Origin of the sequence: Faecalimonas sp. LCP19S3_D12 (genome assembly GCF_052121495.1) — a bacterium.
GTDB lineage: Bacteria > Bacillota > Clostridia > Lachnospirales > Lachnospiraceae > Faecalimonas.
Genome location: NZ_JBQKED010000052.1, coordinates 1 through 18700, shown reverse-complemented (window position 1 = coordinate 18700; position 18700 = coordinate 1). Strand labels below are relative to the sequence as shown.

Here is an 18700-nt window from a genome sequence, read left to right as displayed (position 1 = left end):
GGTTTTTATATCTTCTAACGAGCGTCATCTTGTTCTCATGCCCGACTTTGTGCGGGCTATTTTCATTCATTGTTCCAACAAAAATCGGAATTTCCTATTATATAAGAAAGAGGTGCTGGTGCACCTCTTTTTCAATCTTTAAAAGTCTTCATTTCCCCGTCTATCTCCGCAAAGTAGCACTCCTCTTCTATCTCCATAACAGCTTTTCCATTCGTGCCTTCTGTAATCTCATTTCGCACTGTTTTGAGCTCCTCCGCCGGAATTAACGCAGTCAGTTCCACCTGATCAGTGTACACAGAATCAAGTACCGACAGTCCTCTCTGCCCCAAAATATACTGTATTTTTCCAAGTCCTGTATAATCTGTCTGTATCCGAAGTTTATACCCGTGCAATTTGGTAATAATCTTACTAGCGGAAAGTCCCGCCTGTACCGAGCCGGAATAAGCTCTCACAAGTCCGCCTGTTCCAAGAAGTGTTCCTCCAAAGTATCTTGTCACAACAACTGCTGTGTCATGAATTTCCTCGCCAAGCAGAACATCTAACATTGGTTTTCCTGCTGTACCACTTGGCTCTCCGTCATCACTGCATCTTTGAATTTGAAACTGCTCACCAATTACATAGGCAGAGCAATTGTGCGTTGCATTCCAATACTTTTTCTTCATACTTTCGATAAACGCAATCGCCTCTTCTTCTGTCTTTACCGGTATGACCGTCGCAATGAATCTTGATTTTTTTTCAACGGTCTCCCCTTCCCCACCTTGATATACTGTTTTATATTTTTCTAGCATGACATCACCTTTTCATTTTTCTTTCTGTATAACACTATATCAGGAAAGCGGGTATTTCCACAATATTTTCTTAAGTTTTTCCTAGCGAAATGTGAACTTTTCAAATTTAGCTTTATTTAAAACTATATCTTTGCTATAATGAACTTCGAATAAAGGAGGCAATATTCATGAATTATGGAAAAAAGAAAGCTTCAAAACAGCAGAAGAATGTTACTTCAAAAGCTGCTATGAAGAAAAAACGAGCTGGGGTTCGTCTTTTCAAAGCCATGCTGCTTACCTGTCTTGTCGCGATTATACTATGTATCGCGGGCGGCGGACTTTTCATCAAAAAGATGATTGATGATGCTCCAGATATCACCCCGGAAGATGTGAAACCTTCTAAATTTACTACGCAAGCTCTTGCAGATGATGGAACAACCGTTCTTGATACTTTCGTAGATGCCGGTGCTAACCGTGTCTATAAATCAATTGACGAGATTCCAAAAGATCTGCAGAATGCATTTGTTGCAATTGAAGACTCTCGTTTTTATGAGCATAATGGGATTGATTTAAAAGGTATCGTAAGAGCTGGTTTAAAAGGTATTACGTCTGGACACTTTTCGGAAGGTGCAAGCACACTGACCCAACAGCTTATAAAGAACAATGTTTTTCCTAATTTCGTAAATGAAGAAACGTTCTTGGACCGTGTAGAACGTAAACTTCAGGAGCAATATCTGGCTCTGGAAATTGAAAAGCAGATGACAAAAGATGAAATTCTCGAGAATTATCTGAATACAATTAACCTTGGACAAAATACCCTTGGTGTACAGGCTGCTTCGAAACGTTATTTTGGAAAAGATGTCAGTGAACTGACTTTATCAGAATCTGCAACGATTGCCGCAATCACACAGAATCCAGGAAAATATAATCCTGTGACAAACCCGGATAAAAATGCAGAACGTCGAGAAAAGGTTCTCAGTGATATGAAAGAACAGGGTTATATTGATCAAACTCAATATGATGATGCGATTGCCGATCCAGTGTATGAGCGTATCCAAGCAACTAACGCCCAATATGAAGACAATAGTTCTGTCAGTTCTTATTTTATAGATGCTGTGGCAGATCAAGTGATTGAAGATCTTGTCAATGAGATGGGTTATACTGAGACACAAGCTTACAACGCCGTATACAGTGGCGGACTTAGCATTGTCACCACACAAAATACGAAAATGCAGCAAATTTGTGAGGAAGAACTCAGCAATGACAGCAATTACCCATCCAATATTGAATGGGGAATCAGTTGTGCAATCACTGTTACTCATCCTGATGGTACACAAGATAATTACGACCACAATACAATGCGTAATTATCTCTATGATACAACCGGTGACAAATATTGTCTGACACAATCTACACAGGAGCAGGCGAATGCAAAAGTGGAAGAATATATCGCCGCAATCACCTCCGAAGGCGATACTGTAGATAAACGTATAAAACTTTCTCCTCAACCGCAGGCTTCTATTGTTGTCATGGATCAATATACCGGACACGTCAAAGCAATGGTTGGAGGACGTGGGGAAAAGACAGAGAGCCGGAGTCTGAACCGTGCTACACAATCTTATAAACAGCCTGGTTCTTGCTTTAAGATTTTATCCACATATGCCCCTGCATTGGATGTGCATGGCGATACACTTGCAACTGTAATCGAGGATTCTCCATTTTCTTACTCAAATGGTCGTGAGGTAAAAAACTGGTGGGGAAGCAATTATAAAGGCAATATGACTATTCGAGAATGTATTGAACAGTCAGCCAACGTATGTACGGTGAAGAAATTTACAGAGATCACACCTGCACTTGGATTCAAATATCTGACTGAAAACTTTAACCTGACTACTTTGGATTCCAAAAATGATATTGTACAGGCTGCCTGCCTTGGTGGTATCTCAAAAGGTGTCTATAACATCGAGATGACTGCTGCCTACGCAGCAATCGCAAATGGAGGGGTTTATACAGAGCCTGTTCTTTACACAAAAATTTATGACCATGATGGAAATCTGCTGTTTGAAAAAACACCAAAAACACATGCTGCACTTAAAGAGACAACTGCAGCATTACTCACAAATGCTATGGAAGGTGTTATCACACATGGTACAGGTACTGCTGCCAGAATGTCTAACATGCCGGTTGCCGGAAAAACTGGTACAACAACCGACAGTGTGGATCTTTGGTTATCAGCCTACACACCATATTTAACTGCTTCTGTATGGACAGGTTATGATGACAATAAACCAATGGAAGGTCTAAGTCAAAGTTTCCATATGAAGATTTGGAAAAAGGTTATGGAACGAATTCATGAAGGATATGAATACAAAGACTTTAAAATGCCTACTTCTATTGAGAAGAAGACAATCTGTACACAGACTGGAAAACTTGCAAGCAGCGATGCCTGCACAGCCTATACAGAATACTTCGCACCAGGAACCGCCCCTACTCAGAGCTGTCCTGGACACGTAGTCCAAAAACCTGCTGAAAACGAGAATCCTTCCGATTCCTCTGAAGGAACTGACAATGCTACAAATAATAGTAGTGGAACAACTAATCCACCATCCGACAATAGCAATACTGATGGAAATACGAATGAAGAAGACAACACCGATAGTAATAGCAATGGTAATGGCGACAGTGCCACTCCTCCAGTTCCACCCACCCCATAAAAAATAAGACATTGCATTCTGCAATGTCTTATTTCTTATAATTCTTATTTTAATACCATCTTTGCCGCCCCGAAGATACCTGCATCATTTCCAAGCTGTGCCAATGCAAATCTTACTCTTTTATTTGCAAAGAACACTCTTTCCTCATATGCTTTTTCTACATAGTCCAAAAGAATCTCTCCTGCTTTCGATACACCGCCTCCGATTACAATCGCCGCCGGATCTACCAATGCTGCAATGTTTGCCAGCGCATATCCCAGATATCGTCCGAATTCTTCTGCAATTTCCATTGCGACCTGATCTCCTGCTTTCACCGCGTCAAACACATCTTTTGCTGTCACATTCTCTGCATTTAATACTGTATCTGCTGCACCTGCCTCCAATTTTTTCTTTGCAAGACGCACAATCCCTGTCGCAGATGCATATTGCTCCAGACATCCACGATTTCCACATCCACATTGCTCTGTCTCTTCATAATTCACACAGATGTGTCCAATCTCTCCACCGGCGCCACCGGCACCTGTCAAAATCTGACCGTCAATGATAATTCCACCGCCAACACCTGTCCCAAGTGTCACCATCACAATATTTTTCTGTCCGAGACCGCCGCCTTTCCACATCTCACCGAGTGCTGCCACATTCGCATCATTGCCAACTTTTACTTTGATTCCTGTCAATTCCTCAAGCTCATGTTTTACCTCTTTATATTCCCATCCAAGGTTTGCTGTACCATTGACAATTCCATCTTCTGATACCGGTGCCGGTACTCCCACACCAATTCCTAAAACAGCTTCTTTCGGAATTGCATGCTCTTTTAATTTCTCTGCAACAGAATATGCTACATCAGGGAGAATTGCTGAGCCCTTGTTCTCTGTTCTCGTTTTGATCTCCCACTTGTCCACACTCTCTCCATCGAATTTAAAAATTCCCATTTTTATAGTTGTTCCACCAATATCTACTCCAAAACAATAATTCATCTTTCTTTTTCTCCTACTTTCTTGTCAAACTTTCCTGTACACGTCTGTATAATTCCTGTGCTGCATTGTAACCCATCTGTTTCTGTCTGTGGTTAACAGAAGCAGATTCTACGATAATGGCAAGGTTACGTCCCGGACGAATCGGAATCGAATGGCACACAACTTTATTTCCCAAAAATTCCGTGTATTCTTCTTCCAGCCCAAGTCTGTCATATTCTTTTTCTTTGTTCCAGTCTTCCAGTGTAATCACAAGATCGATCGCCTGTGTCTCCCTTACACTTTGTACACCAAATAGCGTCTTCACATCCACAATACCGATACCACGAAGTTCAATTAAATGTTTCGTAATATCAGGCGCCGAGCCGACGAGTGTATCATCACTGACTCTTCTGATCTCGACTACGTCATCTGTAACAAGACGATGTCCTCTTTTTATTAATTCCAGCGCTGCTTCACTCTTGCCGATACCGCTTTCCCCCATAATAAGAACGCCAACACCGTACACATCCACTAAAACACCGTGGATAGAAATACAAGGCGCCAATTCCACATTCAGCCAGCGAATCAACTCAGCCTGAAACGGTGATGTCTTCTGCTCTGTGGAGAATACAGGGGTATCAGTCTCATTTGCCTGCTTTAACAACTCCTCATCCGGGAAAATCTCTGTTGTAAACACAAGGCAAGGAATTTTATAAGATAAAAGCTGTTTGTATATCTTCTTTTTCTGTTCTATCGGCAGTGTCTGCAAATAAGTATATTCGACATATCCGATTACCTGCACACGCTCTGAATCAAAGTGATCAAAGTATCCCGTCAACTGCAAAGCCGGACGGTTGATATCCGGCACTGTAAGACATTTTTCTGTCATATCAATATCTGGTGTCAGATTTTTCAAATTCATCTTTTCCACCATCTCACTCATTTTTACTCCTGACATGTTTCTCTTCCTTTCCTACTTTTTATTACTCTTTTTCTAGTATAACATTAATGAAAAAAGTTGTATACGTCCTTTGCAGACTTTTCATTCATAGAAGGTAAATTTTTTAATTCCTCTACACTTGCGTTCTTGATCGCATCAAGATTCATAAAATGCTTCATCAACGCTTTTCTCCTTGCCTGCCCGATTCCAGGAATATCATCCAAAATCGAATGCACCTGTCCCTGACTTCTAAGCTTCCTGTGAAACTCAATCGCAAATCTGTGCGCCTCATCCTGTATTCTCGTGATCAGCTTAAACCCTTCTGAATTCCGGTCAATTGGGATCTCAATATTATTATAGTAAAGTCCTCTCGTACGGTGGTTATCATCTTTCACCATACCACACACCGGAATCTGCAGATGTAATTTGTCAAGCACTGCAAGTGCGACATTTACCTGACCTTTTCCCCCATCCATCATGATCAAGTCTGGGAACACATGAAAACTTCCAAGCTCTTTCCCATCTTGGCGTTCTTTCAGACCATGCTCAAAACGCCTTGTCAGAACTTCCTCCATACTGGCATAGTCATCTGCTCCCTGAACGCCTTTGATTTTAAATTTTCGGTAATCATTTCTCTTTGGCTTTCCTTTTTCGTATACAACCATAGAGCCTACCGATGCAAATCCATTTGTATTCGATATATCAAATGCCTCCATACGCACAATACCACTCAAATCTAAAAGCTTTTCAATCTCTTTTACTGCCCCGATTGTTCGTCCTTCTTCCCTTTTCAGTCTTTCCTTATCCGTGTTTAAAACTAACGCAGCATTCTTTCTCGCAAGCTCCACCAACTTTTCCTTTTCTCCTTTTTTCGGTACACGGATATGCACACGGTGCTCACGCTTCTTTGATAGCCACTCTTCTAATATCTCGCGCTCTTCAAGCTCTTCCTGAATCATCAATTCCGCCGGAATAAACGGTGTGCCGGCATAGAACTGTTTGATAAAGCTCTCAAGGATCTGCCCCTTCGATTCTTCCGAAGAATTCCGCAAAAAGAAATGATCTCGTCCAATCAGTCTTCCTCCTCGGATAAAAAAGATTTGTACGACCGCATCCTCTGCATCTTTTGCCACTGCAAGAATATCCCGATCTTCCCCACTGCTATCTGTAATCTTTTGTTTCTGTGCGATCTTCTTTACACTTCCAAGTAATTCCCGGTATTCGATCGCTTTTTCAAACTCCATCTTCTCAGAAGCTTCTAACATTTTTTCTTCCAAATCTTTTAAAATCACATCATAATGTCCATTTAAAAACCGAATCACCTCATGGATGGATTCCCGATACTGTTCTTCCGAAATATATCCCTGACAAGGTGCTTTGCACTGCTTGATATGATAGTTCAGACACGGTCGGTCTTTTCCGATATCTTTTGGAAGATTTCGATTGCAGCTTCTGATATGATAAAGCTTTCGAATCAGCTCAATCGTATCTTTCACTGCCCCGGCACTTGTATAAGGGCCAAAATATTTTGCTTTGTCCTTTTTCATCGTCCTCGCCATCATAATACGCGGAAATGGTTCGTTCACCGTCACCTTAATAAAGGGGTACCCTTTGTCATCCATCAACATTGTGTTATACTTTGGGCGGTGCTCTTTGATCAAATTACATTCCAGTACAAGTGCTTCCAATTCCGAATCTGTCACAATATACTCAAAACGACGTATATGAGTCACCATCTGCTCAATCTTTGCCCCTTTGTTTCTGCTTGTCTGAAAATACTGACGTACCCGATTCTTCAAACTGATTGCTTTTCCCACATAGATAATGTGGTCTTTTTCATCATGCATCAGATATACCCCCGGTTTTGCCGGAAGTTTTTTCAATTCTTCTTCTATGTCAAACATCTTTTTACTCCATCTTTTTTCGTTTTTTCCATTATAGCATAGATTAAGGGTACAGGAAACGCTGCATTTCCTGTACCCTCAATAAAACCCGCTTTCTTTTAAACTAACCTATCACAATCTCAAATTCCGAGCCTACTTCTTTTGTACTTACCTTTTTCCCATGATCTTTGGCAAATTTCTCTACATTCGTTCTCTGGTGTGGCTCACTCACCAAAACTTTTATCTGCCCTTTCTGTTTCTTTAATGCCTCCGCAGTCAGCATCAGCGGCTCCGGACAAGACAATCCTCTTGCATCTATTTCATACATATTTCATTTCCTTCTTTCTCTTTTCCAAGATATCTACGCTGTTTTTCTTTTATTGCCCACAAATGCAATGATAAATAATACGACAATACAAATGATACATGCCACTTTTCCTGCAGGTGTTGCTGCTCCAGCTGTAATAACACCTTCTGCGTCTGCTGCTGTTCCGCTTGAAGCAAGTCCCAGATTGTGGCAAAGAGCTGCTCCTACAAACATTCCGATTACAGTCATTCCTGCATCAGAAGATCCCTGTCCTGCAAGTACAAGCTGACGAAGCGGACATCCCCCCGCCAAAGTTGCTGCAAAACCCACCGTATACATTCCCAGAATATTCCATAAATGTTCTGAGTGTGCGATAATTCCAGGTGTGTCAAAACCTAAAATAAAATTTCCTGTTGCGATATTATAAATTAACATTACAACAAATAAGCCACCAATCACCGATAACAGATCAAAATTTTTCATAAGAATGACATCTCGAATACTTCCTGCAAAACACATTCTTGACTTTTGAGCAAATGCACCAAATAATAATCCTCCAATCAATGCAATTGCAATCGGCGCATGTTTACTTCCCGGCCCTTCTGTGCTGGATGCCAGAAGCGTTGTTCCGACTGCAAGAATCAAAATTCCCACCATAAGTACCGGCAGCACTGCTCCGCTCATCTTGTTCGTCTCATGTGCTCTTCCAAGACTGAAACCTTTTTTCAATGCAACAATACCCGTTGCAATTCCAAGTATAAATCCAATCAATGCCACATATGCATTCAAATCACCTGCCGACATACGAAGTACCATTCTAAGCGGACATCCTAAAAATACCAATGACCCAATCATGATAACGATTCCAAGTACAAATCGTGTCATCGGAGATGAGCCTGCTGTAGAACGATATTCTTTTGTAGCTGCTGAAATCACAAATGCACCCACCACAATCCCGATAATCTCAGGTCTTACATACTGCACAACCGCTGCCTGATGCATCTTCAATGCACCTGCTGTGTCTCGAATAAAACAGGCAACACAGATTGCCATATTTGCCGGATTACCAAAATAGGCTAGCACTGCTGCAATCACACCACACAACGCACCGGCCAATGCTAATTTTTTCTTTGAATCTGAAAAATTCATTTTCAAATCCCCCTTCCTTTGTTCTCATATCAAAATTGTAGCATATTGGTAATTTATGGTCTAATTGCTTTATCTTATAATGCTCATAGGGAATCTCTATAAATATGCAACAGAAAATGAGGTGGAAATCCACCTCAGTTCTACTCTTCATTATGCTCTTGTGCTGCTTCTGCAAATTCACTTTCTTCTACAACTGCTATCGCTTCTTTCTTTTCCTCTTGTACCGTCTCTTCTTTTAAAACGTCTTCTTTTAAAACATCTTCTTTTGAAGTCTCTTCCTCTTCCACTTCAATACCTTGTACTTCATGGAAAATCTTCATGAATTCTTTCCCTGTGATTGTCTCTTTCTCAATCAAGAATGCAGCAATCTTATCTAACGCTTCTCTATTCTCGGTCAGAAGACGTTTTGCCTCTTCATAAGCTGCCTTTAACATCTTCATAACTTCCTGATCGATCTCTGCTGCTGTTGCCTCACCACAGTTCAGTACGGCACGACCATCCAGATATCTGTTCTGGATAGATTCCAATCCCATCAATCCGAACCGCTCTGACATACCATATTGGGTAATCATCGCTCTCGCCATTTTTGTCGCCTTCTCAATATCATTCGATGCACCTGTCGTCACCGTATCGAATACAATCTCTTCTGCAGCACGTCCGCCGAGCATACCAACAATCATCGCTTCCAACTCTTTCTTCGTATTCAAGAATTTTTCTTCTTCCGGCGTGTGCATAACATAACCAAGCGCTCCCATTGTTCTTGGGACAATAGTAATCTTCTGCACCGGCTCAGAATCTTTTTGCAGGGCGCTTACAAGTGCATGACCGACCTCGTGGTAAGAGACAATTCTTCTTTCTTCCGCATTCATAATGCGATCCTTCTTCTCTTTACCAACAAGTACCACTTCCACCGCTTCAAATAAATCTGACTGTGATACGACGTTACGTCCATTTTTAACTGCATTGATTGCAGCCTCATTGATCATATTCGCAAGATCCGAACCAACTGCGCCTGAAGTCGCAAGTGCAATTGCCTCCAAATCTACGGTCTCATCCATCTTTACATCTTTTGCATGTACTTTTAATACATCAATACGTCCTTTTAAATCCGGTTTGTCCACGATAATTCTTCTGTCAAAACGTCCCGGCCTCAAAAGTGCTGGATCCAAAATCTCGGGTCTGTTCGTTGCCGCAAGAAGAAGAAGCCCCTTATCTGTATCAAAACCATCCATCTCCGCAAGTAACTGATTCAGCGTCTGTTCACGCTCATCATTACTTCCCATACTGTTGTCACGGCTTTTTCCGATTGCATCAATCTCATCAATAAAAATGATACATGGCGCCATCGATTGTGCCTGCTTGAACAGATCTCGCACTCTCGATGCACCAACCCCGACGTACATCTCTACAAATGCCGAACCAGACAATGAGAAAAACGGTACTTTTGCTTCTCCCGCTACCGCTTTTGCAAGCAATGTCTTACCTGTTCCCGGAGGTCCTACCAATAGTGCACCTTTTGGAAGCTTGGCTCCAATTCCTGTATATTTTCCCGGATTGTGCAAGAAATCCACAACTTCCTGAAGAGATTCTTTTGCTTCATCCTGCCCGGCAACATCTTTAAATGTAACCCCTGTCTGCTTCTCCACATACATCTTGGCATTACTCTTTCCGACACCCATCATTCCGCCGCCTTTTGCCATCTTTTTCATCAGATAATTCAAAACGACAAAAATCAATGCAAACGGAAGAATCAATGTCACAAATATATTCAGCAAAATAGCACTAGTAGAATCCGGAATCTTCTCCCCAAATCGCACATCCGCCTTTTCGAGACGATCGACCAATTTACTGTCTTCCATACTTCCAGTGTAACCAGTATAATAGGTGACTTTCACCTGTGGAAGCCCATTTTTCTTTTCTACCTTCGGGGTGATGATTAACTGATTCGTATCAAATACGACCTCTTCAATTTTCTTATCGTCGAGCATCTTTAGGAATTCACTGTAACTTATCTCCTTTGATGTCGTTTTTTGCATAAATGAGTATAGTCCTAATACTAAAAACGCAGTTACTAAAGTTGTAATAATAATAATACTCCAATTCTGCTTATTGTTCTTAGGATTTTTATTATTGTTCTGGTTATTATCCATCTTTGTCCTCCTAATCTCTATCTACTTTATTATAAATACTGCTTTTCTATAAATCAATAAAAACATTGTGAAATACACAAATACTTTTCTAAAACTTTTGTAAAATAATCTATTTTGTAGTATACTATCCTAGTGCATTTATTATGCTATTGAACAATGTAGGAAAAACTTTTAATAGAGGGATGGATTACTTATGAAAATTGGATTTGATAATGAAAAATATTTAAAAATGCAGTCCGAACATATTCGAGAGCGAATTAACCACTTTGATAACAAACTTTATTTAGAGTTTGGCGGAAAATTATTTGACGATTATCATGCTGCCCGCGTATTACCTGGATTTGCTCCTGACAGCAAACTCAGATTATTGATGCAGCTTTCAGATCAGGCAGAGATCGTAATTGTAATCAGTGCCGGAGATATTGAAAAGAATAAAGTCCGCGGAGACCTTGGAATCACATACGATTCAGATGTCTTGAGACTGATGGACTCTTTTAAAGAAAAAGGATTGTTTGTCGGAAGTGTCGTAATCACACAATATTCCGGTCAGGGAAGTGCGAATTTATTCAAAGCTCGTTTGGAAAAACTTGGAATCAAAGTGTATACACACTACTCCATCGAAGGATATCCATCTAACATTCCGCTGATCGTAAGTGATGAAGGTTATGGAAAGAATGATTATATTGAGACATCCAGACCACTTGTCATCATCACTGCACCTGGTCCTGGAAGCGGTAAGATGGCAACTTGCCTTTCACAGTTGTATCACGAGCATAAGAGAGGAATCCGCGCCGGATATGCAAAATTTGAGACGTTCCCAATCTGGAATATTCCGCTAAAGCATCCTGTGAACCTTGCTTATGAGGCTGCAACAGCTGATTTAAATGATGTGAACATGATCGACCCGTTCCACTTGGATGCCTACGGCGTCACAACGGTCAACTATAATCGTGACGTTGAGATTTTCCCAGTTCTAGATGCTATTTTCGAACGAATTTACGGAGAAAATCCTTATAAGTCTCCAACAGATATGGGCGTTAACATGGCTGGAAATTGCATCTGTGATGATGACGCTTGCCGCGAAGCTTCCAATCAGGAAATTATCCGCCGTTATTACGCTGCATTAAATGGATTGGCAGAAGGAACTGCACAGGAGGAGGAAGCATTCAAGATTGAACTTCTGATGAAACAGGCTCATATCACAGTGGAAGACCGAAAAGTGGTGGATGCCGCGCTCAAACGTGCCGAAGAAACGAATGGTCCTGCTGCTGCTATGGAACTTCCAAACGGACAGATTATCACCGGAAAGACTTCCTGCCTTCTCGGTGCATCCTCAGCACTGCTTCTGAATGCCCTAAAAAACCTTGCCGGATTGAATGACGAATTACACTTGATTTCACCAAGTGTCATTGAACCGATTCAAAAGTTAAAGACAGAATACCTTGGAAGCATCAACCCAAGACTTCACACAGATGAAATTCTGATTGCGCTTTCTATCTGTGCTGCTACAGATGCCAACGCAAAACTTGCTTTGGAACAGATTCCTAAGTTAAGTGGATGTCAGGCTCACACTTCTGTGATGCTTTCTTCTGTGGACATCAAGCAATTTAAACGTTTGAATGTTCAACTCACTTCAGAAGCAAAGTATGAAAACAAACGAATTTATCACTAATTTTATAAAAAGCAAGACGAGAGAAATCTAACATTTCCCTCGTCTTCTTTTTTATGCACTCGTTTTTTCAAACTGTGAATTATAAAGTTCTGCATAAAATCCATTTTGTTTCAGCAATTCCTCGTGATTTCCCTGTTCGATAATATCACCGTCTTTCATCACAAGAATCAGATCCGCATCACGAATCGTAGACAATCTGTGCGCAATGATAAAACTTGTTCTTCCTCGCATGAGGTTATCCATTGCTTTTTGAATCCGCACTTCAGTTCGCGTATCTACCGAACTGGTCGCCTCATCCAAAATCAAAATCTTCGGATCTGCAAGAATCGCTCTGGCAATCGTCAAAAGCTGCTTCTGTCCCTGAGAAACATTGCTTGCCTCCTCATTCAGTTCCATATCATAGCCGTTCGGAAGAGTCTGCACAAATCGATGTACATGAGCCGCTTTTGCTGCCTCAATAACTTCCTCGTCTGTCGCATCCAATTTTCCATACCGGATATTTTCCTTGATACTTCCATGGAATAACCATGTGTCCTGAAGAACCATTCCAAACATCTGACGAAGTTCACCTCGATTGAAATCTTTCAGGTTATGTCCGTCAATCAGAATCGCACCGCTGTTTACGTCATAGAAACGCATCAGTAATTTGATCATCGTCGTTTTTCCTGCTCCGGTCGGTCCAACAATCGCAATTTTCTGTCCCTGTTTTACCTTCGCTGAAAAATCATTGATAATAATCTTATCCGCATTATATCCAAACTGAACATGATCAAACTCCACATTTCCTTCCAGTCCCTCTACTGACACTGGATTTTGCGCAAATTGATCTTCCTCCTCTTCTTCCAGGAATTCAAACACTCTTTCCGAAGCGGCTGCTGTCGACTGCAGCATATTGGCAACCTGAGCTACCTGCGTAATTGGTTGTGTAAAGTTTCTTACATACTGGATAAAAGACTGGATATCTCCGACTTCAATTGTTTTCTTAATTGCAAGGTATCCTCCTAAGATTGCAACTGCAACATATCCAAGATTTCCTACAAACTGCATGATCGGCATCATCATCCCTGAGAAAAACTGTGATTTCCATGCTGACTGATACAGGATCTCATTTGTCTCATCAAACTCTTTGATGACATCTGTTTCCTTATTAAATGCCTTTACAATATTATGCCCGCCATAAACTTCTTCTACCTGACCATTCACATGTCCCAGATATTCCTGCTGGTTTTTAAAATGTCTCTGTGATCGCTTTACGATTGTCGAAATCAATCCAAGTGAAATCGGAAGGATCAAAAGTGCCACAAGGGTCATCAGCGGACTGATGCTCATCATCATGATCAAGACACCGATAATTGTCGTAAAAGAAGTAATGATCTGAGTTGCACTTTGGTTCAAACTCTGGCTTAGTGTATCAATATCATTTGTCACTCGTGACAGTACTTCTCCATGTGTCCTTGTGTCAAAATAATTCATCGGCATACGATTGATTTTCTCTGAAATCTCTTTTCGAAAGCGATACGTCAGCTTCTGTGACACACCTGTCATAATATAGCCCTGAATGAATGAAAATATTGCACTTGTTACATACAGGCACATCAGGAAAATCAAAATATGTGCGATTTTTTCAAAATCAATTCCGGAGCCTCCGGATACTTTTCCCACAAGTCCTGTAAAAATCTCTGTTGTCGCTTTTCCCAAAATTTTGGGTCCTGCGATATTAAAAATCGTACTTCCGATTGCAAAAAGGAGAACAAAAATCAATCCAATTTTATATTCGGAAAGATATTTCATCAATTTCTTAATTGTTCCTTTGAAATCTTTTGCCTTTTCTCCGGCTCCCATTCCGCCGTGTGGACCTCCGCCCATAGGGCCTCCCTGTCTTTTACTCATGACTCTTCTCCTCCTTTCCGAGTTTTCCTGCAAGTTCTTCTTCTGATAACTGAGACATTGCGATCTGCTGATATACTTCACAAGTTTTCAGAAGTTCTTCATGCGTTCCTTTTCCTACTACTTTTCCTTCATCTAATACAATAATCTGCTCTGCATGCAAAATTGTACTGATTCGCTGTGCTACAATCAGGACGACACTGTCTGTTGTATGCTCCTTCAAAGCCTTTCGAAGTGCCACATCTGTCTTATAATCCAATGCTGAAAAACTGTCATCAAAAATAAACACATCCGGCTGTTTTGCTATGGCACGCGCGATTGACAGACGTTGTTTCTGTCCACCTGATACATTTGCACCACCCTGTGCGATTCTGCTTTCATATTTTTTATTCTTTTCTTCGATGAAATCACTTGCCTGTGCAATTGCTGCCGCTTCTTTCATCTCATTTTCAGAACCATCCGGATTTCCATATAAAATGTTGGATTCAATCGTTCCGGAGAACAGCACACCTTTTTGCGGCACATACCCAAGACGATCACGCAATTCATGCTGTGTAATGTTTCTGATATCCTCTCCATCGATTGTGATACTTCCTTCTGTCACATCATAAAATCTCGGAATCAGATTTACCAACGTTGATTTTCCACTTCCGGTACTTCCGATGAATGCTGTAGTCTCTCCTGGTTTTGCCACAAAATTAATATCGTGCAGCACATCTTCTTCTGCCCCCGGATATCGGAATGACACATGATCAAATTTCACAACACCTTTTCCATCTTCTGGAAGCTGTTTTGGTTCTTTTGGATCATGAATCAAAGTCTCGCTTGTAAGGATCTCATCCACACGCGTTGCGGAAACAGCTGCTCTTGGGAGCATGATTGAAATCATACAAATCATTAAGAATGCCATGATAATCTGCATTGTGTACTGGATAAATGCCATCATATCTCCTACCTGCATCTGTCCGTCATTAATTCCATGTGCTCCGCTCCACACGATCAGCACTGAAATTCCATTCATAATAAGCATCATAGTTGGCATCATAAATGTCATCGCTCTGTTTACAAATAGATTTGTTCTTGTCAAATCTTTGTTCGCTTTATCAAATCGTTCTTCTTCATGTTTTTCTGTGCTAAATGCACGGATAACAGAAAGTCCTGTCAAGATCTCTCTTGTTACCAGATTTAATTTGTCGACCAGATTCTGCAGCATCTTAAATTTCGGCATTGCCACAACAAACAGTACAAGCACAACACATAAGATCAGGGCTACTGCCAGTGCGATGATCCATGACATCGATACATTCGTGTGGAATACTTTAAACACACCACCCAGTCCAAGAATCGGTGCATAGATCACCAATCTCAGCATCATTACCGTCAACATCTGAATTTGCTGAATATCATTCGTGCTTCTGGTGATCAAAGACGCAGTCGAGAATTTATCAAACTCTCCATTCGAAAACCCAACTACCTTCTTAAACACACCACTTCTCAAATCTCGTCCGGTAGCGGCCGCCACCTTAGATGCCATAAGACCTACAAGCACACTTGCCGCCATTCCTAAAAACGCAAGTGCGATCATCTTTGCGCCAGTTGCAAACATATAATCTGTCTGCACTTTATCCATATCAATTCCCAGATTTTCATATGCAGATTTGATGTATATTGTGGCTGCCTGTTCCACCATCGTCTCCGGCATCTCTTCCATCTTTTCATCTAACTGCTTCGTCATCTGCAGCCTCTGTTCCTCCGGCATCATAGAAAGTACATCGTATATCGTTGTATCCTCCGTAAGCATCTCTTGAGGCACATTCGCAAATATTGCCTGTTTCATCTCTTTGCTCGTCTCAGAATCTGAATCAAATCCAGATACCAACAGCATTGGTTTTCCAAGGATATCAATTAATTTTTCTTCCTTATCTTCATCTTTCAACATATCGTCTTTCAGAACATAAGCATCTTTTTTATATGTCTTAGAATCTAAGGTATAGGCATCCATCACAATTTTCTGATCATCTTTAGACACAAACAGCAATAACTTTTCCATGTCTTCTTTTGCAATCTGTTCCGGAATTGCCGAATCAATTCCTCCCTGTTGGATTCCAACATTTACAATATCAGAAGTGTATCCCGGCAATGACAGATCACAATATGCCTGAATGATCAGCACTGCAACAATTGCAAACACCGCACCTGCACGTGGCTTTAAAAATTTAAATAATTTTCCCATCGTTTTGTCTTCCCCTTTCTAGTCTTTCTCGCCTTTTATAAGGTTCTCTTTCATTTGCAATAGCAATCTGTGAAGCAGCATAATCTCCTGCTCGCTCATATTTGCAAATGCCTCTTTCTCAAGCTGATGCAAAGCATCATCCATATTCTCTGCGATTTTTCTTCCCTTTTCTGTAATATAAATACGAGCAATTCTTTGATCCTTCTCATCCTGATGCTTTTCAATCAGCTCTTCCGCTTCCATCTTACGGATCATCACCGTAATAGATGGCGGTGTGATTCTCATTTTCTCTGCAAGTTCCTTCTGGGAAACTCCGTCATGCTTGTTCAGTACCCATAACATTCCACACTGTCCAGGATGTATCTTCAAATCCCGCAGTAAATGTATGCTTCTTTGAAGATATAGATGCAATACTTGGTGAATCAATAACTGCGTACAATTTTCCATCTTTCTTCTCCTTTCCAAATTAGTTAGATGTCTAACCGTTATATTATTAGTATTCACTAAAAATGTCAATGAAAATCCTTCTATTTAACATTTTTTTTATATTTTTCGTCAAAATTTAATTAAATATCTAATTAATAAAAGCAGGAGTGACTACTTCTCACTCCTGCTGATAATGCGCATTTATTCTTCTTTTATAAACTTTCTCTGATTTTCCTCAATTTCTATCTCTTCTTTTTACCGAAACATTTCGGTTTTAAATTTCCCGGCAATGATAACACTACCAAATATACAATCAAAATAGAACCTATTTTATCGAGCAGATTATTGAATAGCTTCGGTATAAATGATGCCGCAAAAATACCTGCTCCACTCTGTTTTAAGAACATCACCGCCACATCAGATATCGTACCTGTCAGTCCTCCATATACTGCAATCCCAATCGGTGTCCCCACAACCGGCGCTGCAATTCCTGTAAGGATTCCAACAATCAACGCCGTTACAAAATTAAATTTCACTTTACGGAATACAAAGCCAACTATCAACGCTACTACAATACTCACTAACATAAATGGCATTCCGGTAAACGAACCGCTAAAAAGGCTTGTCAAAATATTAGTCAACGCTCCAACAACTGCTCCATACCACGGTCCAAAATAAATTGCAATGAATATCGTCCCCATCACATCCAGATAAAATGGGAATTTCAATGCTGCCGTCACGATTCCAAGCACTATATTCAGTGCAATTGCGAGACCACACAAGACAAGTCTTGTTGTCCCTGAAATTTCTTTGTTCATCTCTCTTTTCTCCTCCTTTAAATACATCTAAGACTATTTTATCAACACATCAACTTTTTGAAAAATTGAATATTTTTATATGTATATTATATTTTTCTATAACCTTGTCTTAAAAAAAATGATACAATATCTATAATATAAAGCGGAGGATTTATTTTATGAGACAAAAAATTTTATTTGTCAGCCATTGTTTTTTGAACGATGCGGCAAAATTAAAACATCAAAATTTAGAAGCTCAACAATCTGAACGAATTTCCAAAAGAGCCTTCTTAAAACAAATATTAGACAGCGACATTGAACTCATCCAACTCCCATGCCCTGAATTTCTTTTTTATGGCAGTAATCGCTGGGGGCATGCTGTCTCTCAGTTCGACACTCCTTTTTTCCGTAAAGAGACAGAACGTATGCTTGAACCATTTGTCATGCAGATTGAAGAATATCTTTCTTCCCCAGAACGTTTTGAACTCTTAGGAATCGTTGGAATCGACGGAAGTCCGAGCTGCGGTGTTCATTCGACCTACGACGGCGATTGGGGTGGAGAATTAACTAGCATTCCTGATTTAACTGAATCTATCCAGACGCTCAAAAAAGTAAGACACTCTGGAATTTTCATGGAAGTGTTTCAAAAGCTGTTAGAAGAGCGCTGCCTAAACGTTCCTTTTTTCTCTATTGAAACATTTTCATTTCCCCCAAATAAAAAATAGGCTTCGCCTATTCAGCTCCCCTTCCCCTCAATCTTGAGGGGTTAGGGGGTTTCTTTTTCTTCCTTTTTCCTGCATAATAGACTTATGAATATCT

14 protein-coding genes are annotated in these 18700 nt (G+C 40.5%); 3 read left to right on the top strand and 11 right to left on the bottom strand.

Features of this window, described 5'->3' with window-relative positions:
• Window positions 1-131: 131 nt before the first annotated feature.
• Window positions 132-788 (bottom strand): YigZ family protein, encoded by a 657-nt coding sequence (locus ACTQXY_RS13435; protein ID WP_004613624.1) that lies wholly within the window; start codon window positions 786-788, stop codon window positions 132-134.
• Window positions 789-955: 167 nt separating this feature from the next.
• On the opposite strand from ACTQXY_RS13435, the gene ACTQXY_RS13430 reads away from it, so the two are divergent.
• Window positions 956-3481 (top strand): PBP1A family penicillin-binding protein, encoded by a 2526-nt coding sequence (locus tag ACTQXY_RS13430; RefSeq protein WP_441659889.1) that lies wholly within the window; start codon window positions 956-958, stop codon window positions 3479-3481.
• A gap of 44 nt (window positions 3482-3525) precedes the next feature.
• Here the strand turns inward: ACTQXY_RS13430 and ACTQXY_RS13425 are convergent, their stop codons facing one another.
• The 6 genes from ACTQXY_RS13425 to ftsH all read right to left on the bottom strand — a co-directional run bounded on the left by ACTQXY_RS13425 (window position 3526) and on the right by ftsH (window position 10866).
• Window positions 3526-4458, bottom strand: a complete 933-nt coding sequence (locus ACTQXY_RS13425) for an ROK family glucokinase (protein ID WP_071143411.1) — start codon at window positions 4456-4458, stop codon at window positions 3526-3528.
• Window positions 4459-4471: 13 nt separating this feature from the next.
• Window positions 4472-5395, bottom strand: coding sequence for an HPr(Ser) kinase/phosphatase (hprK, locus tag ACTQXY_RS13420; protein WP_071143410.1), 924 nt, complete (start codon window positions 5393-5395; stop codon window positions 4472-4474).
• Window positions 5396-5442: 47 nt separating this feature from the next.
• Window positions 5443-7281, bottom strand: a complete 1839-nt coding sequence (gene uvrC, locus ACTQXY_RS13415; protein ID WP_441659888.1) for an excinuclease ABC subunit UvrC — start codon at window positions 7279-7281, stop codon at window positions 5443-5445.
• Between the two features lie 103 nt (window positions 7282-7384).
• Window positions 7385-7588, bottom strand: coding sequence for a sulfurtransferase TusA family protein (locus ACTQXY_RS13410; protein WP_441659887.1), 204 nt, complete (start codon window positions 7586-7588; stop codon window positions 7385-7387).
• 33 nt (window positions 7589-7621) lie between these two features.
• Entirely contained in the window at window positions 7622-8716 is a 1095-nt protein-coding gene (gene yedE, locus ACTQXY_RS13405) for a YedE family putative selenium transporter (protein ID WP_441659886.1), read from the bottom strand.
• Between the two features lie 140 nt (window positions 8717-8856).
• Window positions 8857-10866, bottom strand: coding sequence for an ATP-dependent zinc metalloprotease FtsH (gene ftsH / locus ACTQXY_RS13400; RefSeq protein WP_441659885.1), 2010 nt, complete (start codon window positions 10864-10866; stop codon window positions 8857-8859).
• A gap of 193 nt (window positions 10867-11059) precedes the next feature.
• Between ftsH and ACTQXY_RS13395 the strand changes: the two genes are divergently transcribed.
• Entirely contained in the window at window positions 11060-12538 is a 1479-nt protein-coding gene (locus tag ACTQXY_RS13395; RefSeq protein WP_441659884.1) for a DUF1846 domain-containing protein, read from the top strand.
• 51 nt (window positions 12539-12589) lie between these two features.
• Here ACTQXY_RS13395 and ACTQXY_RS13390 read toward each other — a convergent pair whose 3' ends face one another.
• The 4 genes from ACTQXY_RS13390 to ACTQXY_RS13375 form a co-directional block, all read right to left on the bottom strand.
• Window positions 12590-14428, bottom strand: coding sequence for an ABC transporter transmembrane domain-containing protein (locus ACTQXY_RS13390; protein WP_441659883.1), 1839 nt, complete (start codon window positions 14426-14428; stop codon window positions 12590-12592).
• Window positions 14421-16658 carry an ABC transporter transmembrane domain-containing protein gene (locus ACTQXY_RS13385; protein ID WP_441659882.1) on the bottom strand — a complete coding sequence of 746 codons (2238 nt, stop codon included), beginning with the start codon at window positions 16656-16658 and terminating at the stop codon, window positions 14421-14423. The genes ACTQXY_RS13390 and ACTQXY_RS13385 overlap by 8 nt, the downstream gene beginning before the upstream one ends.
• An 18-nt stretch (window positions 16659-16676) precedes the next feature.
• Window positions 16677-17105, bottom strand: coding sequence for a MarR family transcriptional regulator (locus ACTQXY_RS13380; RefSeq protein WP_441659881.1), 429 nt, complete (start codon window positions 17103-17105; stop codon window positions 16677-16679).
• Window positions 17106-17326: 221 nt separating this feature from the next.
• Window positions 17327-17902 (bottom strand): CD3073 family putative ECF transporter S component, encoded by a 576-nt coding sequence (locus ACTQXY_RS13375; protein WP_441659880.1) that lies wholly within the window; start codon window positions 17900-17902, stop codon window positions 17327-17329.
• A gap of 158 nt (window positions 17903-18060) precedes the next feature.
• Between ACTQXY_RS13375 and ACTQXY_RS13370 the strand changes: the two genes are divergently transcribed.
• Window positions 18061-18606 carry a CD3072 family TudS-related putative desulfidase gene (locus ACTQXY_RS13370; RefSeq protein WP_441659879.1) on the top strand — a complete coding sequence of 182 codons (546 nt, stop codon included), beginning with the start codon at window positions 18061-18063 and terminating at the stop codon, window positions 18604-18606.
• Window positions 18607-18700 lie beyond the last annotated feature (94 nt).

Coding starts and splice junctions, on each gene's coding strand:
- ACTQXY_RS13435 (WP_004613624.1), bottom strand. CDS start 788: ATGCTAGAAAAATATAAAACAGTATATCAAGGTGGGGAAGGGGAGACC.
- ACTQXY_RS13430 (WP_441659889.1), top strand. CDS start 956: ATGAATTATGGAAAAAAGAAAGCTTCAAAACAGCAGAAGAATGTTACT.
- ACTQXY_RS13425 (WP_071143411.1), bottom strand. CDS start 4,458: ATGAATTATTGTTTTGGAGTAGATATTGGTGGAACAACTATAAAAATG.
- hprK (WP_071143410.1), bottom strand. CDS start 5,395: ATGTCAGGAGTAAAAATGAGTGAGATGGTGGAAAAGATGAATTTGAAA.
- uvrC (WP_441659888.1), bottom strand. CDS start 7,281: ATGTTTGACATAGAAGAAGAATTGAAAAAACTTCCGGCAAAACCGGGG.
- ACTQXY_RS13410 (WP_441659887.1), bottom strand. CDS start 7,588: ATGTATGAAATAGATGCAAGAGGATTGTCTTGTCCGGAGCCGCTGATG.
- yedE (WP_441659886.1), bottom strand. CDS start 8,716: ATGAATTTTTCAGATTCAAAGAAAAAATTAGCATTGGCCGGTGCGTTG.
- ftsH (WP_441659885.1), bottom strand. CDS start 10,866: ATGGATAATAACCAGAACAATAATAAAAATCCTAAGAACAATAAGCAG.
- ACTQXY_RS13395 (WP_441659884.1), top strand. CDS start 11,060: ATGAAAATTGGATTTGATAATGAAAAATATTTAAAAATGCAGTCCGAA.
- ACTQXY_RS13390 (WP_441659883.1), bottom strand. CDS start 14,428: ATGAGTAAAAGACAGGGAGGCCCTATGGGCGGAGGTCCACACGGCGGA.
- ACTQXY_RS13385 (WP_441659882.1), bottom strand. CDS start 16,658: ATGGGAAAATTATTTAAATTTTTAAAGCCACGTGCAGGTGCGGTGTTT.
- ACTQXY_RS13380 (WP_441659881.1), bottom strand. CDS start 17,105: ATGGAAAATTGTACGCAGTTATTGATTCACCAAGTATTGCATCTATAT.
- ACTQXY_RS13375 (WP_441659880.1), bottom strand. CDS start 17,902: ATGAACAAAGAAATTTCAGGGACAACAAGACTTGTCTTGTGTGGTCTC.
- ACTQXY_RS13370 (WP_441659879.1), top strand. CDS start 18,061: ATGAGACAAAAAATTTTATTTGTCAGCCATTGTTTTTTGAACGATGCG.